Here is an 18,615-nt window from a genome sequence, read left to right on the forward strand (position 1 = left end):
ACTGAAAGTCATTCTGTACTCAACATTATTCAAGAAAGAAATACCAATAAGGCATTAAGATCAACCAAATAAAGGCACTGAGAATAACAACAAATTTAAAACTGAAGTGTTTGGTTTTATGACGAAAGCGTTTCATCCCGCAATAAACACCAATAAATCCACCAAGAAGACTTAATAGAAAGAAAGTATTTTCAGAAATTCGCCAGCCGTGACGAACCGCGCGGACTTTGTCTTTCCACATTAAAAAATAAGCGGCGATATTTACCGCCGCTAACATCACCAATAAAAGCTGAATCAGCATTATGCGTAAACAAGAAGATCAAAAATAATAGTTCATTTTAACATATTGATCTGGTATTACGCCTCTCCTTTTGCATGAACAAACATCAAGTAAGGTGTTATTTTTATAGCATCTCACAGGCTTTTTCATATCCAGCTTCACAGGATTTTTTAAACCATTGAGCGGCAAGCTTGCTATTGCGTTTTGTGCCAAAGCCATTGTCATACATCGCACCTAAATTATACATTCCCTCAGGACTGCCGTTTTCAGCAGCAAGTTGGAAATACAAAAAAGCTTTGGCATCATCTTTTGGTGTGCCGAACCCATTAAAGTGAAGAATGCCTAACTCATTTTGCGCTTCACCGTTCCAACTTCCGCCTGCTAATTCATAACATTCCCGCGCAGCTTGGTAATCTTTAATGGTATCACTATAAGTATAAAGAAATCCAAGTTGGTAATAAGCTTCTTTAATGTCTTTTTTCGCAGCCTTTTTATACCATTTGATCGCTTCTAATTCATCTTTTCTGACTAAATCACCTGAACTATATTCAAATCCTAAATTATAGTAAGCCAGCCCATAACCTTGTTCTGCACTACGATGTAGCCATTTCATCGCCTCTTCGCTATTTTGTTCAACTCCTTCGCCTTTTGCATAGCGATTGTACAGACTATTTTGTGCATCAGCATCACCTTGTTCGGCGGCAGCTTTATACCATTTAAAGGCTTCTTCATAATTCTGTTCAATTTCATCACCTCGAACGTAAGCCATCGCTAAATCCTTTTGTGCCTCAAGATTGCCTTCTTTAGCTAGTTCAAGTAATGCACCAAAATCATCACGCACAGCAAGACGACTTTGCAGCTGTTGCACTGAGCGTTCGACATTCTCTCCTGATTCTTTTGCAAGTAGATAAAATTCTTTAGCCTTTTCTAAATTTTGTGACACATTACCTAGCCCATCCTGGTAAATCTCAGCCAATTCCCTAGCCGCATCCCTCATTTGGTATTCTGCTGCTAGCTCTAGCCATTTCAAGGCTTTCTGGCTATCTTGTTGAACACCCTCACCTCTTTTATAAGCATTACCAACATAGTAATAGGCATCAATTAAGCCATTTTCAGCGGCTTTTAAATACCATTTAAAGGCTTGTTTTTTATCCCCTCTGAAATCGTGTAAATTTGCTAAGCCATACATCGCATTAGGAAGCCCCATTTCAGCAGCTTTGGTTAGGTATTTTTGTGCTTCAGCATAATTAGTTGGAATATCCTCATGAGCGTTGTAGAGTGTCCCAAGGTTGTTATAAAGCGTCATTAAATTTTCATTGGTTAAATCTTGTTTATTTTTCTCAGCAAGCAAGTAATATTCCAATGCTTTAGGATAATTAATTGGAACTCCATATCCTATAACGCCATCATATACCTGCGCTAAGAGATATAAAACAAACCCATCATCGTCATATTTCTCTAGCATTTGCATGCCTTTAAATGTGTCTTGCCCCACACCAATGCCTAAAAGATAGAATCGTCCCAAATTGATTGTCGCTCGTTTATCGCCTTGACGAATGCCTTGCTCAAACCATTCTACTGATTTTTCGGGCTCACCCATATCATCATAAAGCGCACCAATATTATTTGCCGCTAATGGATAACCCAATGCATTCGCGCGGTGATATAACGTCATCGCTTTGTCATAATCAGCTTCTACCACCTCTCCAATATGATAAAAACGGCCTAACTGATACATTGCCTCAGCATCCCCTTGCTCTATACGTTGCTGTAAAGTTTTAAGGCTGTTTTTATCCTTTTTTCTAAATAAATTAAATAATGTTTTAAGCATGAACTTCCTTTGGAGAGATAAATGTATTTCAGTTGAGTACAAAAGTGCGGTCAGATTTTTAACCAAATTGGATAATAATCCTGCACCGTTGAAACCACTATCGTGGCAATTTGAGTAGGTATAATAGAGACTGGTTTTATCCAGTCTCTTTAGTATATTGATTAACGGAAAACTTTGCTTATATAAGCTTTCTCCATTTTTTGAGGATTAACTTTGACGACAATTCCTTCTTTTTCACTATTTAAATTGAAAAGAAAAACATCCTCACCACAAACTTCTACAAATAATGGATAGATCGATTTAGCTTTGAAGATTTTCTTACCTTCTTCTACAAGTGCTGTAAATTTTTCAGATTCTTCAGATGTGGTGACAACATCCTCTAAAGACTGATGGATTTTTTCGCCAAGCTCACCATTTACTTCAGTATGATAAACTGACTTACCACATTTTTTCTTATTTTCCTCTTGAGGTGTAATACTTAAATTAGCAGTTTTAGGAAAATGTTTTGCAGCTACACTTTGACTGTCAAATTTCCATTCGCCTTCATATTTTGTTAGATCAATTTCCGTATCAGCAAAGGCTGAAAAAGAAGCGATTGCAAAAGTTGCAGCAAGAAGCGTTTTAGTTAAAGTTTTCATCACTATTCCTTTAATACTTGAATATATTTACCATTCAGCCGAATAATATAGTATTTTATTCAACTATTCAATCAGTCAGAAAAATAGCACTATAACATCAACTAATTAGCTCTTACCTTTCCCTATAAATCATAAAAAAATTAAAATAAAAAACGGCAACATCCTTTACTGATGTTACCGTTTCTTTTAACAATGATTAAAAATTAGCTTGCGTAAACAGGAAGACGTTTGCAGATTGCCAATACTTTTTCTTTGGTTGCTGCAATCACTTGTTCTTCGTTTTCTTTGCCTAATGCATCTAATACATCACACATCCAGCCGGCTAACTCACGGCAGTCTTGTTCGTTAAAGCCACGACGAGTCACCGCTGGTGTACCAACACGAATACCAGAGGTCACAAATGGTTTTTGTGGATCATTTGGTACAGAGTTTTTATTCACTGTGATGTTCGCTTTACCTAACGCAGCATCAGCTGCTTTACCGGTTAAGCCTTGTTTAATGAAACTCACTAAGAATAAATGGTTTTCTGTGCCATTTGAAACCACGTCATAACCGCGTTGTTTAAACACTTCTACCATTGCTTTCGCATTTTTAATCACATTCGCTTGGTATTCTTTATAAGCTGGCTCTAACGCTTCTTTGAAACATACGGCTTTCGCTGCAATAATGTGAACTAATGGACCACCTTGGTTTGCAGGGAAAACAGAAGATTGTAAACGTTTATAAAGTTCTTCATCACCGCAAGAAGAAAGGATTAAACCACCACGTGGACCGCCTAAGGTTTTATGGGTAGTCGTTGTGACAACATGTGCATATGGTAATGGATTTGGATATAAACCTGCTGCGATTAAACCCGCAACGTGCGCCATATCCACAAATAAATACGCCCCCACTTCATCGGCGATTTCACGCATTTTTTTCCAATCTACGACTTGAGAATAAGCAGAGAAACCCGCTACAATCATTTTTGGTTTGTGTTCTAATGCTTTTTGACGGACATCTTCATAGTCGATTAAGCCATCAGCAGTGATACCATAAAGCACAGAATTATAGATTTTACCGGAGAAACTCACTTTCGCCCCATGGGTTAAGTGACCACCATGTGCTAAATCCATCCCTAGAATAGTATCACCTGCATTAAGTAATGCACCATATACCGCCGCATTGGCTTGAGAACCAGAGTGTGGCTGTACGTTTACATAATCCGCACCAAACAACTCTTTAGCACGATCAATTGCTAACTGCTCTACAATGTCTGCGTACTCACAACCGCCGTAGTAACGTTTACCTGGGTAGCCTTCAGCATACTTGTTAGTAAACTGTGAACCTTGCGCTTCCATTACGCGTGGGCTCGCATAGTTTTCAGATGCGATAAGCTCGATATGCTCTTCTTGACGACGATTTTCGCCCTGAATGGCTTGCCATAGAACCGGATCGTAATCAGCGATGTTCATACTTTTTTTAAACATTGTGTTTTCCTCGTTGTTTGCATTATTTGTGTATAGTTTACCTGTTTCCAAGTAAAAACTTAATCAAAAATTTCGATCATATTTTTCATTATTACAATGAAAAACATTCATTTATCTAAATCGAGCCTTTTTCTTTCACTAATTTCTCAATTAGTTTAACTTCTTTTGTTTTCTCGCCAGCACCCAGTTTATGGCATTGGCTGGTTTCTTTCGTATAGGTATTAAAATTAGTCATCCTTGTTGGGCTTTTCAGTTTAATCTTCATCTCCAAATGATTACCGCAGTTATTACAAGGTGAAACAAATTCCTTATCATATTCTTTAAATTCTGGAGATTGTTCAATAATTTTCGCAACTTCTGGTGAATGCGCTGTTTTAAATAGACGATCGGTAAAGTCATAACTTAACTTGCCATCACTTGCCTTCCATTTGGCTTTAGCTTGCAATAAATAACGCATCCAGCCTTCTTTTGTATCAATCTGTGAAATACCACGTAGAAGCACAGTTTGATCTGCGTGATAGGTGACATAATCAAAATGCTCAACAGGTAAAGGGGATTTAGCTGCAGGTTTTACATGGCAAATCCAATCGCCGACTAAGGCTTTTTCCTGTTCCGTTTGTTGATGTGCCGTTGCACATCCCGATAACAATACTGCGATAAAACTACTTAATACTAATTTTCTCATCATAATTCTCCTTTTATTAATCAGATCCCCGCATCTAAAAATAAAGTGCGGTTGAAATCGTATTTGTTTTTCTTAATCGACCCTATTTCTTGACAAACCACTTATCCAATAACTGAATGTCCTTGTCATTCTCTGTTACTCGTCGGCAGGTCGCATAATCCTTACCGAGAATAAGTTGATTGCCATTTTGTTTCAGCTCAATTGGCATATCCGTATGATTACCAGATTTACTATAAAATGCAGCCAACTGTTCTTTTTCTTGTTTTTGTAAAGCTTTATTTTGCTTGATGACTTTAGCCACATTTTTACTATGAGCCGGCACCATAGCACGATCGATAAAATCGAAACTCAAGACATTATTTTGAGCCTGCCATTTCACCTTACCTTTGGTTAAATAACGAATTGTGCTCTCTCTATCTAATTCAATGCTAGAAATGCCTCGCAATAGCCCGGTTCCATCAGATTTCAAAACAAAATGATCTAAACGATCATAAGTTTGTTTATCTTTCGTCGGGATAGTATGACAAATCCACTCGCCATCTAACGTTGAGCTTTGTGAAACATTTGAAGCCCCGGCACAACCTGTTAATAATACTGCGACGATACTACCCAATATTAACTTTCTCATAAGATACTCCTTTTATTGACTGTAGGGATAACATTCATCACTACAAAGTAGGGAAAATTTTGTTTAATCTGGAATACGCAAAAGGCGGCAGTTGCATAAATCATCACTTTCAAATTCTGATATTTCGCCTGCAACCTTATTTGGAATCGGGAATAAACGCACAGTTAGCGGTTTATTTAAGCGAAATGCCATCGTCCCCGTATCACGCATAATCGCCGCAATGCTTTCAGCCTTAGCATTTCCCGCCACAGGAACCGTATCTAAACCGATACCACATACAGCGCTATACGTCAGTAAAACACGAATATCAAAATAGTGTTTTTGTGTTCCTTCGGCTAAACCTAAATCTTCCGTCACCGCCAACATTAATCCGGAAAACCCAACCAATGGCACATGTTGGATTGATTTAAACACTTTTGTCAGTAAGGCAGAAACCTCTACAGAACCAGCCGCACCAAAATAAGGTAATCCCATTAATTCATAGATTTTTGTCATAGATGAACAATTTTTCGATGGTGCCGCCGAACTATCAATCCCTGCAAATTCAAATTCGCCCGATAATTTGACCGCACTTAGCATCTCTAACACTTGATCTACATGATATTGCAGCGCTTGCGACATTGCTCGATAACAATCCGCATAAAATTGATTATGAGACGATTTTGGTACAGATTTTAATACTTCGACTAATAAATCAGGTGTTTCTAACCCAATGACAAAACTATTTGGTAAATGACTTAGATGATAACCGGCAGGGAAATAAGGAATAAATGGCTTGCAATTAAAATTCACCGTAAAGTTAAAATTACCTTCGCCACGTGGTGTGATATTTGCAATTCGTTGTACCGCATAAACAGATTGTTCGATAAGTTCATTATCTAACACGCCATTCTCATCTAATGGCACATTGACACAAGCATTACACAAGTCACCATAAGCTGCGATTAACTCTGGCAATAACGTAATTTCCTCTTTATTTCTCGCCGCACCTATTGCAAATCGAAGACGAATTCCACTTTCATTAAATTTATTCAATAACTCCGTTAAATACTGCAAATCTGCTTTTGCTGTCTGCAAATTAGTTAAATCCAAATATTCCCCAAAGGGATTGGTAATCACTCGAATCGATTGCAAGGTATAACCTGCTTTCTGTACAGCAGGTAATAACAAATCCACATCACGTTTCACCGAATAAAGGGCGTCTTCCCATTGCGTTTTATCTTTATGTAAAGTCAGAAAAAAACTGATTGTGCGAAGACGACATAATTCTTTATTTTTATAATCCATTCGATCCCTTAACATTAAATGTCGTTATTTTTGCTGCTCACGTTCAACAGCACGATAGCCAATATCTCGACGATAAAAACGTCCAGACCATTGAATTTGCTCAGCGAGTTTTAAAGCTTTTTGTTGCGCTTCAAATACACTTTCGCCTAACGCAGTCACACAAAGCACGCGACCGCCGTTCGTGACTAACTTGCCTTCTTGTTCTGCGACGCCCGCTAAGAAAACTTTCTCATTTTCGACCGCACTTTGTGGCAAACCGGTGATTTCATCGCCCCTGCGATAATCACCTGGATAGCCTTCAGCAGCCAAAACAATACCCAAAGAAGATTTTGGATTCCATTGGGATTTCACTTCGTCCAATTTACCATCGCAAGCTTTAAGACAAAATCCTACCAGATCTGATTCAAGACGTAGCATGATCGGCTGGGTTTCTGGATCGCCAAAACGACAGTTAAATTCGATCACTTTCGGCTGACCATTCGGCATAATCATTAATCCTGCATATAGGAAGCCAGTATAAACATTGCCTTCCGCAGCCATACCATTGACCGTTGGATAAATCACTTCACGCATAATGCGATCATGAATTTCTGGTGTCACCACTGGTGCAGGTGAATACGCCCCCATACCGCCGGTATTCAAACCAGTGTCGTTTTCTCCCACGCGTTTATGGTCTTGACTAGTTGCCATAGGTTCGACGTTTTTACCATCTACCATGACGATAAAGCTGGCTTCTTCACCATCTAGAAACTCTTCAATCACCACTCGGCTACCCGCTTCACCAAAGGCATTGCCAGAAAGCATATCACGCACAGCTTCTTCCGCTTCTTGCAATGTCATTGCAACGATTACGCCTTTGCCCGCTGCCAAACCATCTGCTTTTACGACAATTGGCGCACCTTTTTCGCGCAAGTATGCCAATGCAAGTTCTACTTCAGTGAAGTTTTGATATTCTGCCGTTGGAATTTTGTGACGAGCGAGGAAATCTTTAGTGAATGCCTTTGAGCCTTCCAATTGCGCAGCTGCTTTAGTTGGCCCAAAAATTTTCAATCCAGCTTCACGAAATGCATCAACCACACCAATTACTAACGGTGCTTCAGGGCCAACAATGGTTAATCCAACTTGCTTATCTTGAGCAAATTTCACTAATGCGGGGATATCTGTTGCAGAAATATTCACGTTTTCTACTTTGTGTTCCAATGCGGTACCTGCGTTACCCGGTGCGACAAAAACTTTATCTGCTAATGGAGATTGTGCTGCTTTCCAAGCCAAGGCGTGTTCACGACCGCCATTTCCAATGATGAGGATGTTCATAATGCTCCTTGTATCTTTTTGAATTTAACCCCCTCTTTAGCAAAGAGGGGTAGGGGAGATTTGGCAGAAGTTATTTCAACCTCATAGTATATTTAGCATCGTTTAAATCTCCCCCCAGCCCCCTCTTTACGAAAGAGGGGGGAGGAATAAGTAAAAAAGTAATTCGCTTATTGAGCGAAGTTACGATATAAATTAATGTCTAAAATGACGCATTCCAGTTAATACCATCACCATATTATGTTCATCTGCTGCATCGATGACTTCTTGATCGCGCATTGAACCACCTGGATGGATAACACATTGAATTCCCACTTTCGCTGCTGCATCAATACCGTCACGGAATGGGAAGAATGCATCAGAAGCCATCACACAACCAGCTACGGTTAAACCTTCATCCTGAGCCTTAATACCCGCAATCTTCGCAGAATATACACGGCTCATTTGGCCTGCACCAATGCCGATAGTTTGATTGTCTTTGGCGTAAACAATGGCATTCGATTTCACAAATTTCGCCACTTTCCAGCAGAACAATAAGTCTTTTAGTTCTTGTTCAGTTGGCTGACGTTTACTTACCACTTTTAAGTCATCCACGCCAACCATGCCTAAATCCGCATCTTGTACTAATAAACCGCCGTTCACGCGTTTGAAATCTAAACGTTCAGAACGTGATGTCCATTCACCACATTCAAGTAAACGAACATTTTTCTTACGTTTCACGACTTCTTGCGCTTCAGCTGATACTTTCGGTGCAATAATCACTTCAACGAATTGGCGCTCCACGATTTCATTCGCAGTTTTTTCGTCTAATTCACGGTTGAAAGCAATAATGCCGCCAAATGCAGAAGTTGGATCGGTTTGGTAAGCACGGTTATAAGCTTCTAAAATATCTTTACCTAAAGCCACACCGCATGGATTGGCATGTTTAACGATCACGCAAGCCGGCTCATCAAATTCTTTCACGCATTCAAGTGCCGCATCGGTATCTGCAATATTATTGTAAGACAAAGCTTTGCCTTGTAATTGATGAGCGGTGGCTACGCTTGCTTCTTTCACATTTAAATCAACGTAGAAAGCCGCATTTTGATGGGAATTCTCGCCGTAACGCATGGTTTGTTTACGCACGAAGTTAAGATTTAAAGTACGTGGGAATTGACCGCACTTCGCATTCGCGTCTTCTTCCTCTGCTACATGATACGGTTTCACCATTTGTCCAAAATAGTTGGCAATCATAGAATCATATTGAGCGGTATGTTCAAATGCTTTAATCGCAAGGTCAAAACGAGTTTCAAGTGTTAGGCTGTTGTGGTGTTTATCCATTTCAGCAAGAATGTTGTTAAAATCATGATTATTCACCACGATCGCCACATCTTTATGGTTTTTCGCGGCAGAACGTACCATTGTTGGGCCACCGATATCGATATTTTCTACCGCATCAGCCAAAGTGCAATCCGGTTTAGCCACGGTGGCGGCAAATGGATATAAATTCACGACGACCATATCAATGCCTTCAATGCCATGTTGCTGCATGATAGCGTCATCTGTACCGCGACGACCAAGAATACCGCCATGTACTTTTGGATGTAAGGTTTTCACACGACCGTCCATCATTTCTGGGAATCCCGTATAATCAGACACTTCTGTCACCGGTAAACCATGTTGCTCCAATAATTTTGCGGTACCGCCTGTGGAAAGTAGTTTTACACCACGCTGTACTAAGCCTTGAGCAAATTCTACGATACCGGTTTTATCAGAAACACTCAGTAAAGCCTGACGAATTGGACGATCTGTCATTACATTTTCCTTTCATTAAATGGTTAAAAATAAGTGGGTGGAATTATAGCGCAAACGTTTGCGTTTATGTAGAAAAAATTTTCCTGGTAAGCGCACTTCAAGGTTCGACTGCTTATTATTTAGGAGGTTTAAAAAATAAAAAAGCCCGCAAAATGCGGGCAACCTAACAGTGTGAATAATGTGATTAGCGTTTGCGGTTATCTAAAGAAAATGCACCGGCACCCGCAAACACAAAATAGAAGAACACGAGAGAGTAAAGTAAAGCAAGTTCACCACCGTTCGCGATTGGGAAGAATAAATTCCCTTTACCTGCAACGTGCATAAAGAAATACGCATAAGCCATTTGACCTGAAAGGATAAATGCCGCTGGGCGAACAAATAAACCTAAAATTAATAGGATTGAACCAACAATCTCGATTACCCCACCGACGATCATCAGTGGATCGCCCACTGCGCCGTTACCGCCCGTCATCGAAATTGGGAATTCCCAGAATTTCGCTGTGCCGTGTAAGATAAACATATACGCGGCAACGATACGTAATAAAGCTAAAACATACGGAGAGTATTTTTCTAAGTTTTTCATAAAGTTTTCCTAATAAAAATAAAAAGTGATTTGAGAACGGGGTGTATATTAATGATTAATTCAAAGCCAAACAATACTTCAAATCGAAAAGGACTTTTTACGATTAGGAAATAATTTTACGCTTTACTAATTTTCTCAATCCATTGTAAAAACTCAACGGGCGGCATAAATCCGTTAACACGACTCCCCTCAATTTCTTTTCCATCTCGGTTAAAGAACAAAATAGTCGGTAAACCTAACACTTTATATTTTGTCATTAAAGCACGGTTTTCTTCGGAGTTTTTTGTCATATCAATCTGAAGGAGCAGCATATCACCAAAGGCTTTTTGTACACTTTGATCACTAAATGTTTCTTTTTCAAACTCTTTACAAGCCACACACCAATCCGCATAAAGATCGAGCATCACAAGCGGTTTGTTATTTTCCGCCAGAACTTGTTGCAATTCAGCTTCGCTTTTCACTTTCTTAAATTCAACATGAGAAACCGATTTATTTTCGACCGCACTTGTTGCTTGGCTTTCGCCCCACACCCAAGTTTGAAGCGGTTTCACACTAATCATAGCTGCCACTAAAAAGAGAATTCGGAATACCCAACCTGTACCATTTTTTGGCATTTGGAAAGCAAACCAAATGAAAAATGCGGTACCCAACATCGCCCATAATCTTGGAGTCCATTCATCCGGCAAAATACGAGAAATTAAGAATACAGGTAACGCGAGCATCACAAAGCCAAAGAGCTTTTTAACGGTTTCCATCCACACGCCTGATTTAGGCAGGATTTTATTCCCAAATAACGTGATTAAAATCAGCGGTACGCCCATCCCTAATGCGAGTAGATAAAGTGTAATTGCGCCAGTGAATAAATCACCACTCTGCGCCACGTAAAGCAAGGCGCCAGAAAGCGGTGCAGATGTGCAAGGCGAAGCCACAAGACCCGCAATCATCCCCATTAAGAACACGCCACCAAAGGCACCTGCTTTTTGCTGTTGGCTAAGTAAAGAGAGTTTTGTTTGTAAGGAGCTTGGGAGCTGTAAGGTAAATACACCGAACATCGACAAGGCTAACAAGACAAAGATGATTGATAAACCAATCATCACATAAGGATGTTGTAAAGCCACTTGGAATGGCAAACCAATTGCAGCCACAATCAAGCCTAATAAGGTGTAAGTCACCGCCATCCCCTGCACATACACAAAGCTTAATGCGAAAGCGCGCCACATATTAGGGCGTTGATTTTGACCAATCACAATCGCTGAAAGCAGTGGTAGCATTGGCAATACACAAGGGGTAAAGGCCAAACCTAATCCTAACAAGAAGAAACCAAATACTGCATATTTGCTGTTAAATAAACTTTCCGCTAAACGGTCTTGTTCTGCTTTGGGTTGTGCTGAAAGTGCGGTCGAGTTTTCCGATGTTTTTTCAGTATTAGCGACCTGTGCAATAGGCAAATCTGCCACTTTAATTTCTTTCACTTCAGGAGGATAACAAAAGCCCGATGTACAACCTTGGTAAGCAATTTCAACCACATCTTCGGCTTTTAATGGCGGGTGGCTTGCTTTAAAAATAGCTTGCACGGGCTTTTTGAAAATCTTCATTAAGCCAAAATAAGGATCGTTATAATCTTCAGGGGAAATAGAAAATATCGGCACATCAAATGATGAGGTTTCCTCTTGGTTGAGCTTCACGGAAATTTTCTCTTGATAGAGATAATACCCTTCTGCTATCGACCAATTGACGATCACATTTTCTTGATTCTCGCTTTTTGCAGCTGAAAATTGAAAAGCTTCATCCACTGGCAAGAAAGCCGGTTTCTTATCAAAAAGACCGGCTTGAGTGGAAAGTGCGGTAAAAATAAAAAATAAAAAAAGAAGAATTCGCTTCATCATAAAGTCCCAACTATTGTTCCTACTAAAATTCTAGCATAGATAAGCGGAATGTTAATAATTTATGACTTAGATCATAAAATTAAATGTAATTTAAACAATGACTGCACATTTCTGTTGTTACAGCAATGTTACAATTATAGAATATGCCCATAACGAAGTATAACAAGGAGCAATGAATGGCTACCCCAAAAATTCTCATCGTGGAAGATGAAGCGGTAACCCGTAATACGTTAAGAGGAATTTTTGAAGCTGAGGGCTATGAGGTATTACAAGCACAAGATGGTGCGGAAATGTATCGTCAGTTAAACTCAGAAATGGTCAATCTCATCGTATTAGATATCAACTTACCTGGTAAAAATGGTTTATTACTGGGGCGTGAATTACGTGAGAAAGCTGCGATTCCATTAATCTTCCTCACGGGGAGAGATAACGAGGTCGATAAAATTTTAGGCTTGGAAATTGGGGCAGATGATTATCTCACTAAACCATTTAACCCAAGAGAACTCACCATTCGTGCACGAAATTTATTGCATCGCACCATGACACTAAATGGCAAAGAAACCCATTTACAACGTGAGAACTATCGTTTTAATGGTTGGACGCTGGATTTAAATAGCCATAATTTAATTACACCAGAAGGCACTGAATTTAAGCTGCCTCGCAGTGAATTCCGTGCCATGTTGCATTTCTGCGAAAACCCTGGCAAATTGCAAACTCGTGAAGAATTATTGCTAAAAATGACGGGACGTGAATTAAAACCACAAGATCGTACCGTGGATGTAACAATTCGTCGCATTCGAAAACATTTTGAAGATCATCCTAATACCCCTGAAATCATTGCTACCGTGCATGGCGAAGGCTATCGTTTCTGTGGTGAGTTAGAAGAATAATCTATCATTTAGTAATAGAAGGCTGAGTCAAATCAGCCTTTTGTTTTTTGCTATCCACGGCGAGATTCGGTAAAATCAACGCCAATTTACGATTAATGAACAACGGATAACAATGACCAAGAAGAAAGTCAAAGTCGGCTCCAACACCATTGCGTTAAATAAACGAGCAAGACACGAATATTTTATTGAAGATGAAATTGAAGCCGGCCTTGAATTACAAGGTTGGGAAGTGAAATCAATGCGCGCAGGTAAAGCCAATATCAGCGACAGCTATATCATTTTTAAAAACGGGGAAGCCTATTTATTTGGTGCGGCCATTCAACCATTAAGCTTGGCTTCTACCCACGTGGTTTGCGATCCGACGCGTACGCGAAAGCTTTTATTGAATAAACGTGAACTGGATAATCTTTTCGGTAAATCAAGCCGTGATGGTTTTACCATTGTTGCCCTTTCTCTTTATTGGAAAGGTGCTTGGGCAAAGATCAAAATCGGTCTTGCGAAAGGTAAAAAACAACATGATAAACGTGATGATATTAAAGAGCGTGAATGGAAAGTAGCGAAAGAGCGTATTATGAAAAATGCACATCGTGGATAACTCTCCCTCCAAACTGACAAAATGCCTTTCAATCGAAAGGCATTTTTCTTTTTCTCAATATGAAAAAAATTCTCATAGCCATGAATAAAATTATATTGATAATCATTCTCTTTTGAATTAGTATCTTCGCCCAATTCTTTTCGTTATATAAGGAGCTCTAATGAAAAAAGGCATTCACCCTGAAAATTATCGTACTGTTTTATTTTATGATTCCAACGCAAAACAAGGCTTTCTCATTCGTTCTTGTGCTAAAACCAACAACACCATGAAATGGGAAGATGGTAATGAATACCCTGTATTTATGTGCGATACCTCATCTGCTTCTCACCCATTTTATACTGGTAAAACTCGTCAAATTGGTAATGAAGGTCGTGCAAGTGAATTTGCAAGCCGTTACGGTAAATTTGGCGCATTTAAATCAAAATAGGAATATTCAATGAAAGTATTATCTTCACTCAAAAGCGCAAAAAACCGTCCTGGCTGCAAAATTGTTCGTCGCCACGGTGTCGTTTATGTCATTTCGAAAACCAACCCTCGCTTTAAAGCACGTCAAGGTGGGAAAAAGAAAGGTTAACCCCAATAAAAAAGAGCGGTCAAATTTCCGCTCTTTTTTTCATTTAGGCATTAAGGTTTATAAATAAACTCAACGCCTTCTTCATCTTCTTCGTCCCAATCATCCCAGTCGTCATCTTCATCATCAAATTGATGTTCAGCGAGCTGTTCTTGATGGTAATCTTCCCATTTGAATTTCACTTCTTCCGGTTTATTTTCTTCTATTTCAACGTCACGCGGATTCGCTTCAATGAAATCCATAATATCACGACAAAGTGGTGGCACATTTTTACCGGTTGCGGCGGAAATAAGGTGATAGCCTTCTTCCCAACCAAGACGTTCGGTAATCTCTTGAGCACGTTCATGCGCCTCTTCTTCTGTCATCGTATCAATTTTGTTGAAGACTAACCAGCGCGGTTTATCTGCCAATTTTTCGCTATATTGGAATAATTCTGACTCGATGATCGCAATATTATCTGCAGGATCGGATTCATCAATTGGGTTAATATCCACTAAATGAATTAACACACGACAACGTTCCAAGTGTTTTAAGAAACGAATTCCTAAACCTGCACCATCTGATGCGCCTTCAATCAATCCAGGAATATCTGCCACTACAAAGCTATGGCTCTCATCCACTTTCACTACGCCTAAACTTGGCACTAAAGTGGTAAATGGATAATCAGCGACTTTTGGTTTTGCAGCTGAAACGGCACGAATAAAAGTGGATTTACCTGCATTTGGTAAGCCTAACATCCCGACATCCGCAAGAAGCATTAATTCTAATAATAAATCGCGTTTTTCACCTGGTGTCCCCATAGTTTTTTGGCGAGGTGCACGGTTCACCGAAGATTTAAAACGTGTATTACCTAAACCATGATAACCACCTTTCGCCACTAACATTTTCGCTCCATGCTTTGTTAAATCTCCAAGCACTTCTTTAGTATCATTATCAATTGCACGCGTTCCCACCGGCACACGTAACGTAATATCTTTACCGCGGCGACCAGTACAATCGGAGCTGTGACCATTCTCACCGCGTTCTGCGGCAAAACGTTTCGTAAAGCGATAATCGATCAAGGTATTTAAGTTTTCGTCTGCAACCAAATAAACATCACCGCCATCACCGCCATCACCGCCATCAGGGCCACCTTTGGGGATAAATTTTTCACGGCGGAAACTTACACAACCGTTTCCACCATCCCCTGCTTCCACACGAATCAGGGCTTCATCAATAAATTTCATAAAAACTCTCCAATATTTAACCGCACTTTACTTTGATTGCGGTAATAACTTATGTCCGATTGCCGACAAAATTGCTCCGCATACTACAACAAACGCCCCGATATAGCTAATCATATTTAATTCTGGCGCGGCAAAATTATCAGGGCTCGCATAATGCGCAAGATGAGCAAAGAAAATAGTAAATAGCGGTACCAAGGTAATCACAACGCTTACTTTAGAAACTTCCCAACGATTAAGGGCTTCAGCATAAGCGCCATAACCAAATAAGGTATTTAAACAACAATAAACCAAACAACCAAACGCTAACGGGCTGAGTTCTCTCACTTGGGAAAATTCAGCAACAGGCGTAAATACCAAAAGACAACCGAAATAAATCATTAATAAAATTTGTGGTGAACTAAAACGGCGAAGCATTAATTTCTGTGCCATACCATAAGCAACCCAAATTAACGAGCCGGCCAGACTTAATAATACGCCCGTTAAATAGCGACTTTCCCCTTGAAACCCATCTAGCCTATCATTGAAGAAAAGCACTAACCCTACAAGTAATAAGACTAAACCTATTTTTTGGTGTAATCCAAGCTTTTCTTTAAAGACAAAAAGACCGCAAATCAACATGCCAAAAGAGGAAAAGTGAATAAAAATTTGAGCCGAAGAAGGATCGATAAACTTAAGTGAGCTATTAAATAAGAAGAAGTTGCCAGACAATCCTATGACACCAATTACTACCAACCAAATAAATTGACCACCTTTCAAAAATTGTGGCAATTTTTTCTTATAGGCAAGCAAAATAAAGAGTGCTAGAAATGCCACAATAAAGCGATACCACACGATCGTTTGTGGCGTCATCACGGATAAAACCTGTTTTAACGCAATAGGTAAAGATCCCCATGCCATCGCTGTAATTAAAGCAAATAGAAATCCTAAAAGAGGTTGTTGTTTCATGATGTCTTCCTTTATTTGGCTAAAGCACAGTTAGGAATTCAGGTAAATTTCATTCTAAGAAATATTGAAAAGAATGAATGACAGTGCCAAGATAACAGATTTGATTAATGATTGTAAATCAAAGGTAAGAAAACAAAGAAAACGCCCCACAGATAATGCGGGGCGTTTATCAAATCAGATGTAAAATTATTCAGTTACAATACTTACGTATTTACGGCTTTTCTCGCCTTTAACTTCAAATTTTACTTTACCGTCAGCGGTAGCAAATAAGGTGTGGTCACGACCCATACCTACGTTGTTACCTGCGTGGAATTTAGTACCACGTTGACGTACAATGATGCTACCTGCTAATACAGATTCGCCACCGAAACGTTTAACACCAAGGCGTTTAGCTTCAGAATCACGACCGTTACGAGTTGAACCACCAGCTTTTTTAGTTGCCATCTACTTGATCTCCTCTGAAATTATGCTTGAATCCCAGTGATTTTCACTTCTGTGAACCACTGACGATGACCTTGTTGTTTACGGCTGTGTTTACGACGACGGAACTTAACGATTTTAACTTTATCGCCACGACCTTGTGCCACAACTTCAGCCACTACCTTCGCGCCAGCTACTACTGGTGCACCAATTTTAACATCTTCACCATTAACGACCATCAACACTGAGTCGAACTCAACTGTTGCGCCAGTTGCAAGTTCAAGTTTTTCTAAACGAACGACTTGACCTTCGCTCACACGGTGTTGTTTACCGCCACTTTGGAAAACTGCGTACATAAATACTCCGCTATAAATTGTGCTTCTCCGTTACTATTTTCGGTCCGCACTTCAAAATTCATATAAATAGGTCGCAAATTCTACGGAAAAAACAACTCGATCGCAAGCACTTATTTGCAATAAAATAAAAAAAAGCGCTTTTCCTCGAGCTTAATTTCAAAAACCTTGAAAAATCGGGTAAAATTCACCGCACTTTCTTTTATATACACAACCATCGAACCAAATGAAGATGAACAAACAAGATTTAATGGATATGCATGCCATCCAAGCATTAACAGATGCGGATATGCAGAAAGTCAACCAAGCCATTTTAGCACAAATTAACTCCGATGTGCCGATGGTTAATCAGCTTGGTTTTTATATTGTGCAAGGTGGCGGAAAACGTATTCGACCACTTATTGCGGTTTTAGCGGCGCGTGCATTAGGTTACGAAAGCGACAAAGTGGCGACTTGTGCTACCTTTGTGGAATTTATTCACACCGCATCTTTATTACATGATGATGTGGTGGATGAATCGGATATGCGTCGTGGTCGCGCAACGGCAAACTCTGCCTTTGGTAATGCCGCTAGCGTATTAGTGGGTGACTTCATTTATACTCGTGCATTCCAATTAGTGGCGCAATTACAATCGCTAGATATTCTTCGCATTATGGCAGATGCCACCAACGTGTTGGCTGAAGGTGAAGTTCAACAATTGATGAACGTGAACGATCCGGATACCACGGAAGAAAGCTATATGCGTGTGATTTATAGTAAAACGGCACGCTTATTTGAAGTGGCAGCACAATCTGTGGCGATTGTTGCTGGTGCTGAAAAATCAATTGAAACCGCATTTCAAGAATATGGTCGCTATCTTGGTACCGCATTCCAATTAGTGGATGACGTGCTAGATTACAGTGCTAACGCTGCGGCATTAGGTAAAAATGTGGGTGACGACCTCGCCGAAGGTAAACCGACTCTTCCTTTATTACACGCAATGCGTCACGGCAATCCACAACAAGCCGCGCTTATTCGTGAAGCTATTGAACAAGGCGGAAAACGTGATGCGATCAATGACGTACTTGCAATTATGGCAGAACATAAATCTCTCGACTACGCAATGGATCGTGCAAAACAAGAAGCTCAAAAAGCGGTTGATGCCATTGCCTTATTACCTAAAAGCGAATACAAAAAAGCCTTAATTTCACTGGCTTATTTATCGGTAGACCGAACTTATTAAT

Annotated in this window: 20 protein-coding genes; 5 read left to right on the top strand and 15 right to left on the bottom strand. The window is 39.8% G+C overall.

What is annotated here, in order from left to right; genetic code table 11:
* Window positions 1-25: 25 nt before the first annotated feature.
* The 11 genes from INP94_RS00570 to INP94_RS00620 form a co-directional block, all read right to left on the bottom strand.
* Complete coding sequence (locus tag INP94_RS00570; RefSeq protein ID WP_014064103.1) at window positions 26-301, bottom strand: DUF1294 domain-containing protein; 276 nt, start codon at window positions 299-301, stop codon at window positions 26-28.
* 103 nt (window positions 302-404) lie between these two features.
* Entirely contained in the window at window positions 405-2,111 is a 1,707-nt protein-coding gene (locus tag INP94_RS00575) for a tetratricopeptide repeat protein (RefSeq protein ID WP_197543700.1), read from the bottom strand.
* 161 nt (window positions 2,112-2,272) lie between these two features.
* Window positions 2,273-2,749 carry a hypothetical protein gene (locus INP94_RS00580; RefSeq protein ID WP_197543701.1) on the bottom strand — a complete coding sequence of 159 codons (477 nt, stop codon included), beginning with the start codon at window positions 2,747-2,749 and terminating at the stop codon, window positions 2,273-2,275.
* A gap of 203 nt (window positions 2,750-2,952) precedes the next feature.
* Window positions 2,953-4,218: a serine hydroxymethyltransferase gene (glyA, locus tag INP94_RS00585; RefSeq protein WP_197543703.1), complete on the bottom strand. Its 1,266-nt coding sequence runs from the start codon at window positions 4,216-4,218 to the stop codon at window positions 2,953-2,955.
* Between the two features lie 115 nt (window positions 4,219-4,333).
* Entirely contained in the window at window positions 4,334-4,906 is a 573-nt protein-coding gene (locus INP94_RS00590; protein ID WP_232087403.1) for a hypothetical protein, read from the bottom strand.
* A 79-nt stretch (window positions 4,907-4,985) separates the two neighbouring features.
* On the bottom strand, window positions 4,986-5,531 hold the full coding sequence (locus INP94_RS00595; protein WP_197543704.1) for a hypothetical protein: 546 nt from the start codon (window positions 5,529-5,531) through the stop codon (window positions 4,986-4,988).
* 63 nt (window positions 5,532-5,594) lie between these two features.
* Complete coding sequence (locus INP94_RS00600; protein WP_197543706.1) at window positions 5,595-6,818, bottom strand: DUF711 family protein; 1,224 nt, start codon at window positions 6,816-6,818, stop codon at window positions 5,595-5,597.
* Window positions 6,819-6,842: 24 nt separating this feature from the next.
* Window positions 6,843-8,132: a phosphoribosylamine--glycine ligase gene (gene purD, locus INP94_RS00605; RefSeq protein ID WP_197543707.1), complete on the bottom strand. Its 1,290-nt coding sequence runs from the start codon at window positions 8,130-8,132 to the stop codon at window positions 6,843-6,845.
* A gap of 192 nt (window positions 8,133-8,324) precedes the next feature.
* Window positions 8,325-9,923, bottom strand: a complete 1,599-nt coding sequence (purH, locus tag INP94_RS00610) for a bifunctional phosphoribosylaminoimidazolecarboxamide formyltransferase/IMP cyclohydrolase (RefSeq protein WP_197543708.1) — start codon at window positions 9,921-9,923, stop codon at window positions 8,325-8,327.
* A 184-nt stretch (window positions 9,924-10,107) separates the two neighbouring features.
* Window positions 10,108-10,506, bottom strand: a complete 399-nt coding sequence (locus INP94_RS00615; RefSeq protein WP_197543709.1) for a DoxX family protein — start codon at window positions 10,504-10,506, stop codon at window positions 10,108-10,110.
* 116 nt (window positions 10,507-10,622) lie between these two features.
* The gene (locus INP94_RS00620) at window positions 10,623-12,389 is read right to left on the bottom strand and encodes a protein-disulfide reductase DsbD (RefSeq protein ID WP_197544246.1); all 1,767 of its coding nucleotides are present in this window, start codon (window positions 12,387-12,389) and stop codon (window positions 10,623-10,625) included.
* 179 nt (window positions 12,390-12,568) lie between these two features.
* Between INP94_RS00620 and arcA the strand changes: the two genes are divergently transcribed.
* The 4 genes from arcA (at window position 12,569) to ykgO (ending at window position 14,451) form a co-directional block, all read left to right on the top strand.
* Window positions 12,569-13,282: a two-component system response regulator ArcA gene (gene arcA, locus INP94_RS00625; RefSeq protein ID WP_197543710.1), complete on the top strand. Its 714-nt coding sequence runs from the start codon at window positions 12,569-12,571 to the stop codon at window positions 13,280-13,282.
* A gap of 112 nt (window positions 13,283-13,394) precedes the next feature.
* Window positions 13,395-13,877 carry an SsrA-binding protein SmpB gene (gene smpB / locus INP94_RS00630; protein ID WP_197543711.1) on the top strand — a complete coding sequence of 161 codons (483 nt, stop codon included), beginning with the start codon at window positions 13,395-13,397 and terminating at the stop codon, window positions 13,875-13,877.
* A 160-nt stretch (window positions 13,878-14,037) separates the two neighbouring features.
* Complete coding sequence (locus INP94_RS00635; protein ID WP_014064115.1) at window positions 14,038-14,304, top strand: type B 50S ribosomal protein L31; 267 nt, start codon at window positions 14,038-14,040, stop codon at window positions 14,302-14,304.
* A gap of 9 nt (window positions 14,305-14,313) precedes the next feature.
* Entirely contained in the window at window positions 14,314-14,451 is a 138-nt protein-coding gene (gene ykgO, locus INP94_RS00640; RefSeq protein ID WP_005695435.1) for a type B 50S ribosomal protein L36, read from the top strand.
* A gap of 50 nt (window positions 14,452-14,501) precedes the next feature.
* Here the strand turns inward: ykgO and cgtA are convergent, their stop codons facing one another.
* The 4 genes from cgtA to rplU form a co-directional block, all read right to left on the bottom strand.
* Entirely contained in the window at window positions 14,502-15,674 is a 1,173-nt protein-coding gene (gene cgtA / locus INP94_RS00645; RefSeq protein ID WP_197543712.1) for an Obg family GTPase CgtA, read from the bottom strand.
* A 27-nt stretch (window positions 15,675-15,701) separates the two neighbouring features.
* Entirely contained in the window at window positions 15,702-16,619 is a 918-nt protein-coding gene (locus INP94_RS00650) for a DMT family transporter (protein WP_197543713.1), read from the bottom strand.
* 186 nt (window positions 16,620-16,805) lie between these two features.
* On the bottom strand, window positions 16,806-17,063 hold the full coding sequence (gene rpmA / locus INP94_RS00655) for a 50S ribosomal protein L27 (RefSeq protein ID WP_005539872.1): 258 nt from the start codon (window positions 17,061-17,063) through the stop codon (window positions 16,806-16,808).
* 20 nt (window positions 17,064-17,083) lie between these two features.
* Window positions 17,084-17,395, bottom strand: coding sequence for a 50S ribosomal protein L21 (gene rplU / locus INP94_RS00660; protein WP_005695431.1), 312 nt, complete (start codon window positions 17,393-17,395; stop codon window positions 17,084-17,086).
* Window positions 17,396-17,624: 229 nt separating this feature from the next.
* Here rplU and ispB point away from each other — a divergent pair, with 229 nt between their 5' ends.
* Entirely contained in the window at window positions 17,625-18,614 is a 990-nt protein-coding gene (gene ispB, locus INP94_RS00665) for an octaprenyl diphosphate synthase (protein ID WP_197544247.1), read from the top strand.
* Window position 18,615: the final 1 nt, after the last annotated feature.

The organism is Haemophilus parainfluenzae (genome assembly GCF_014931395.1).
Taxonomy (GTDB): Bacteria; Pseudomonadota; Gammaproteobacteria; order Enterobacterales; family Pasteurellaceae; genus Haemophilus_D.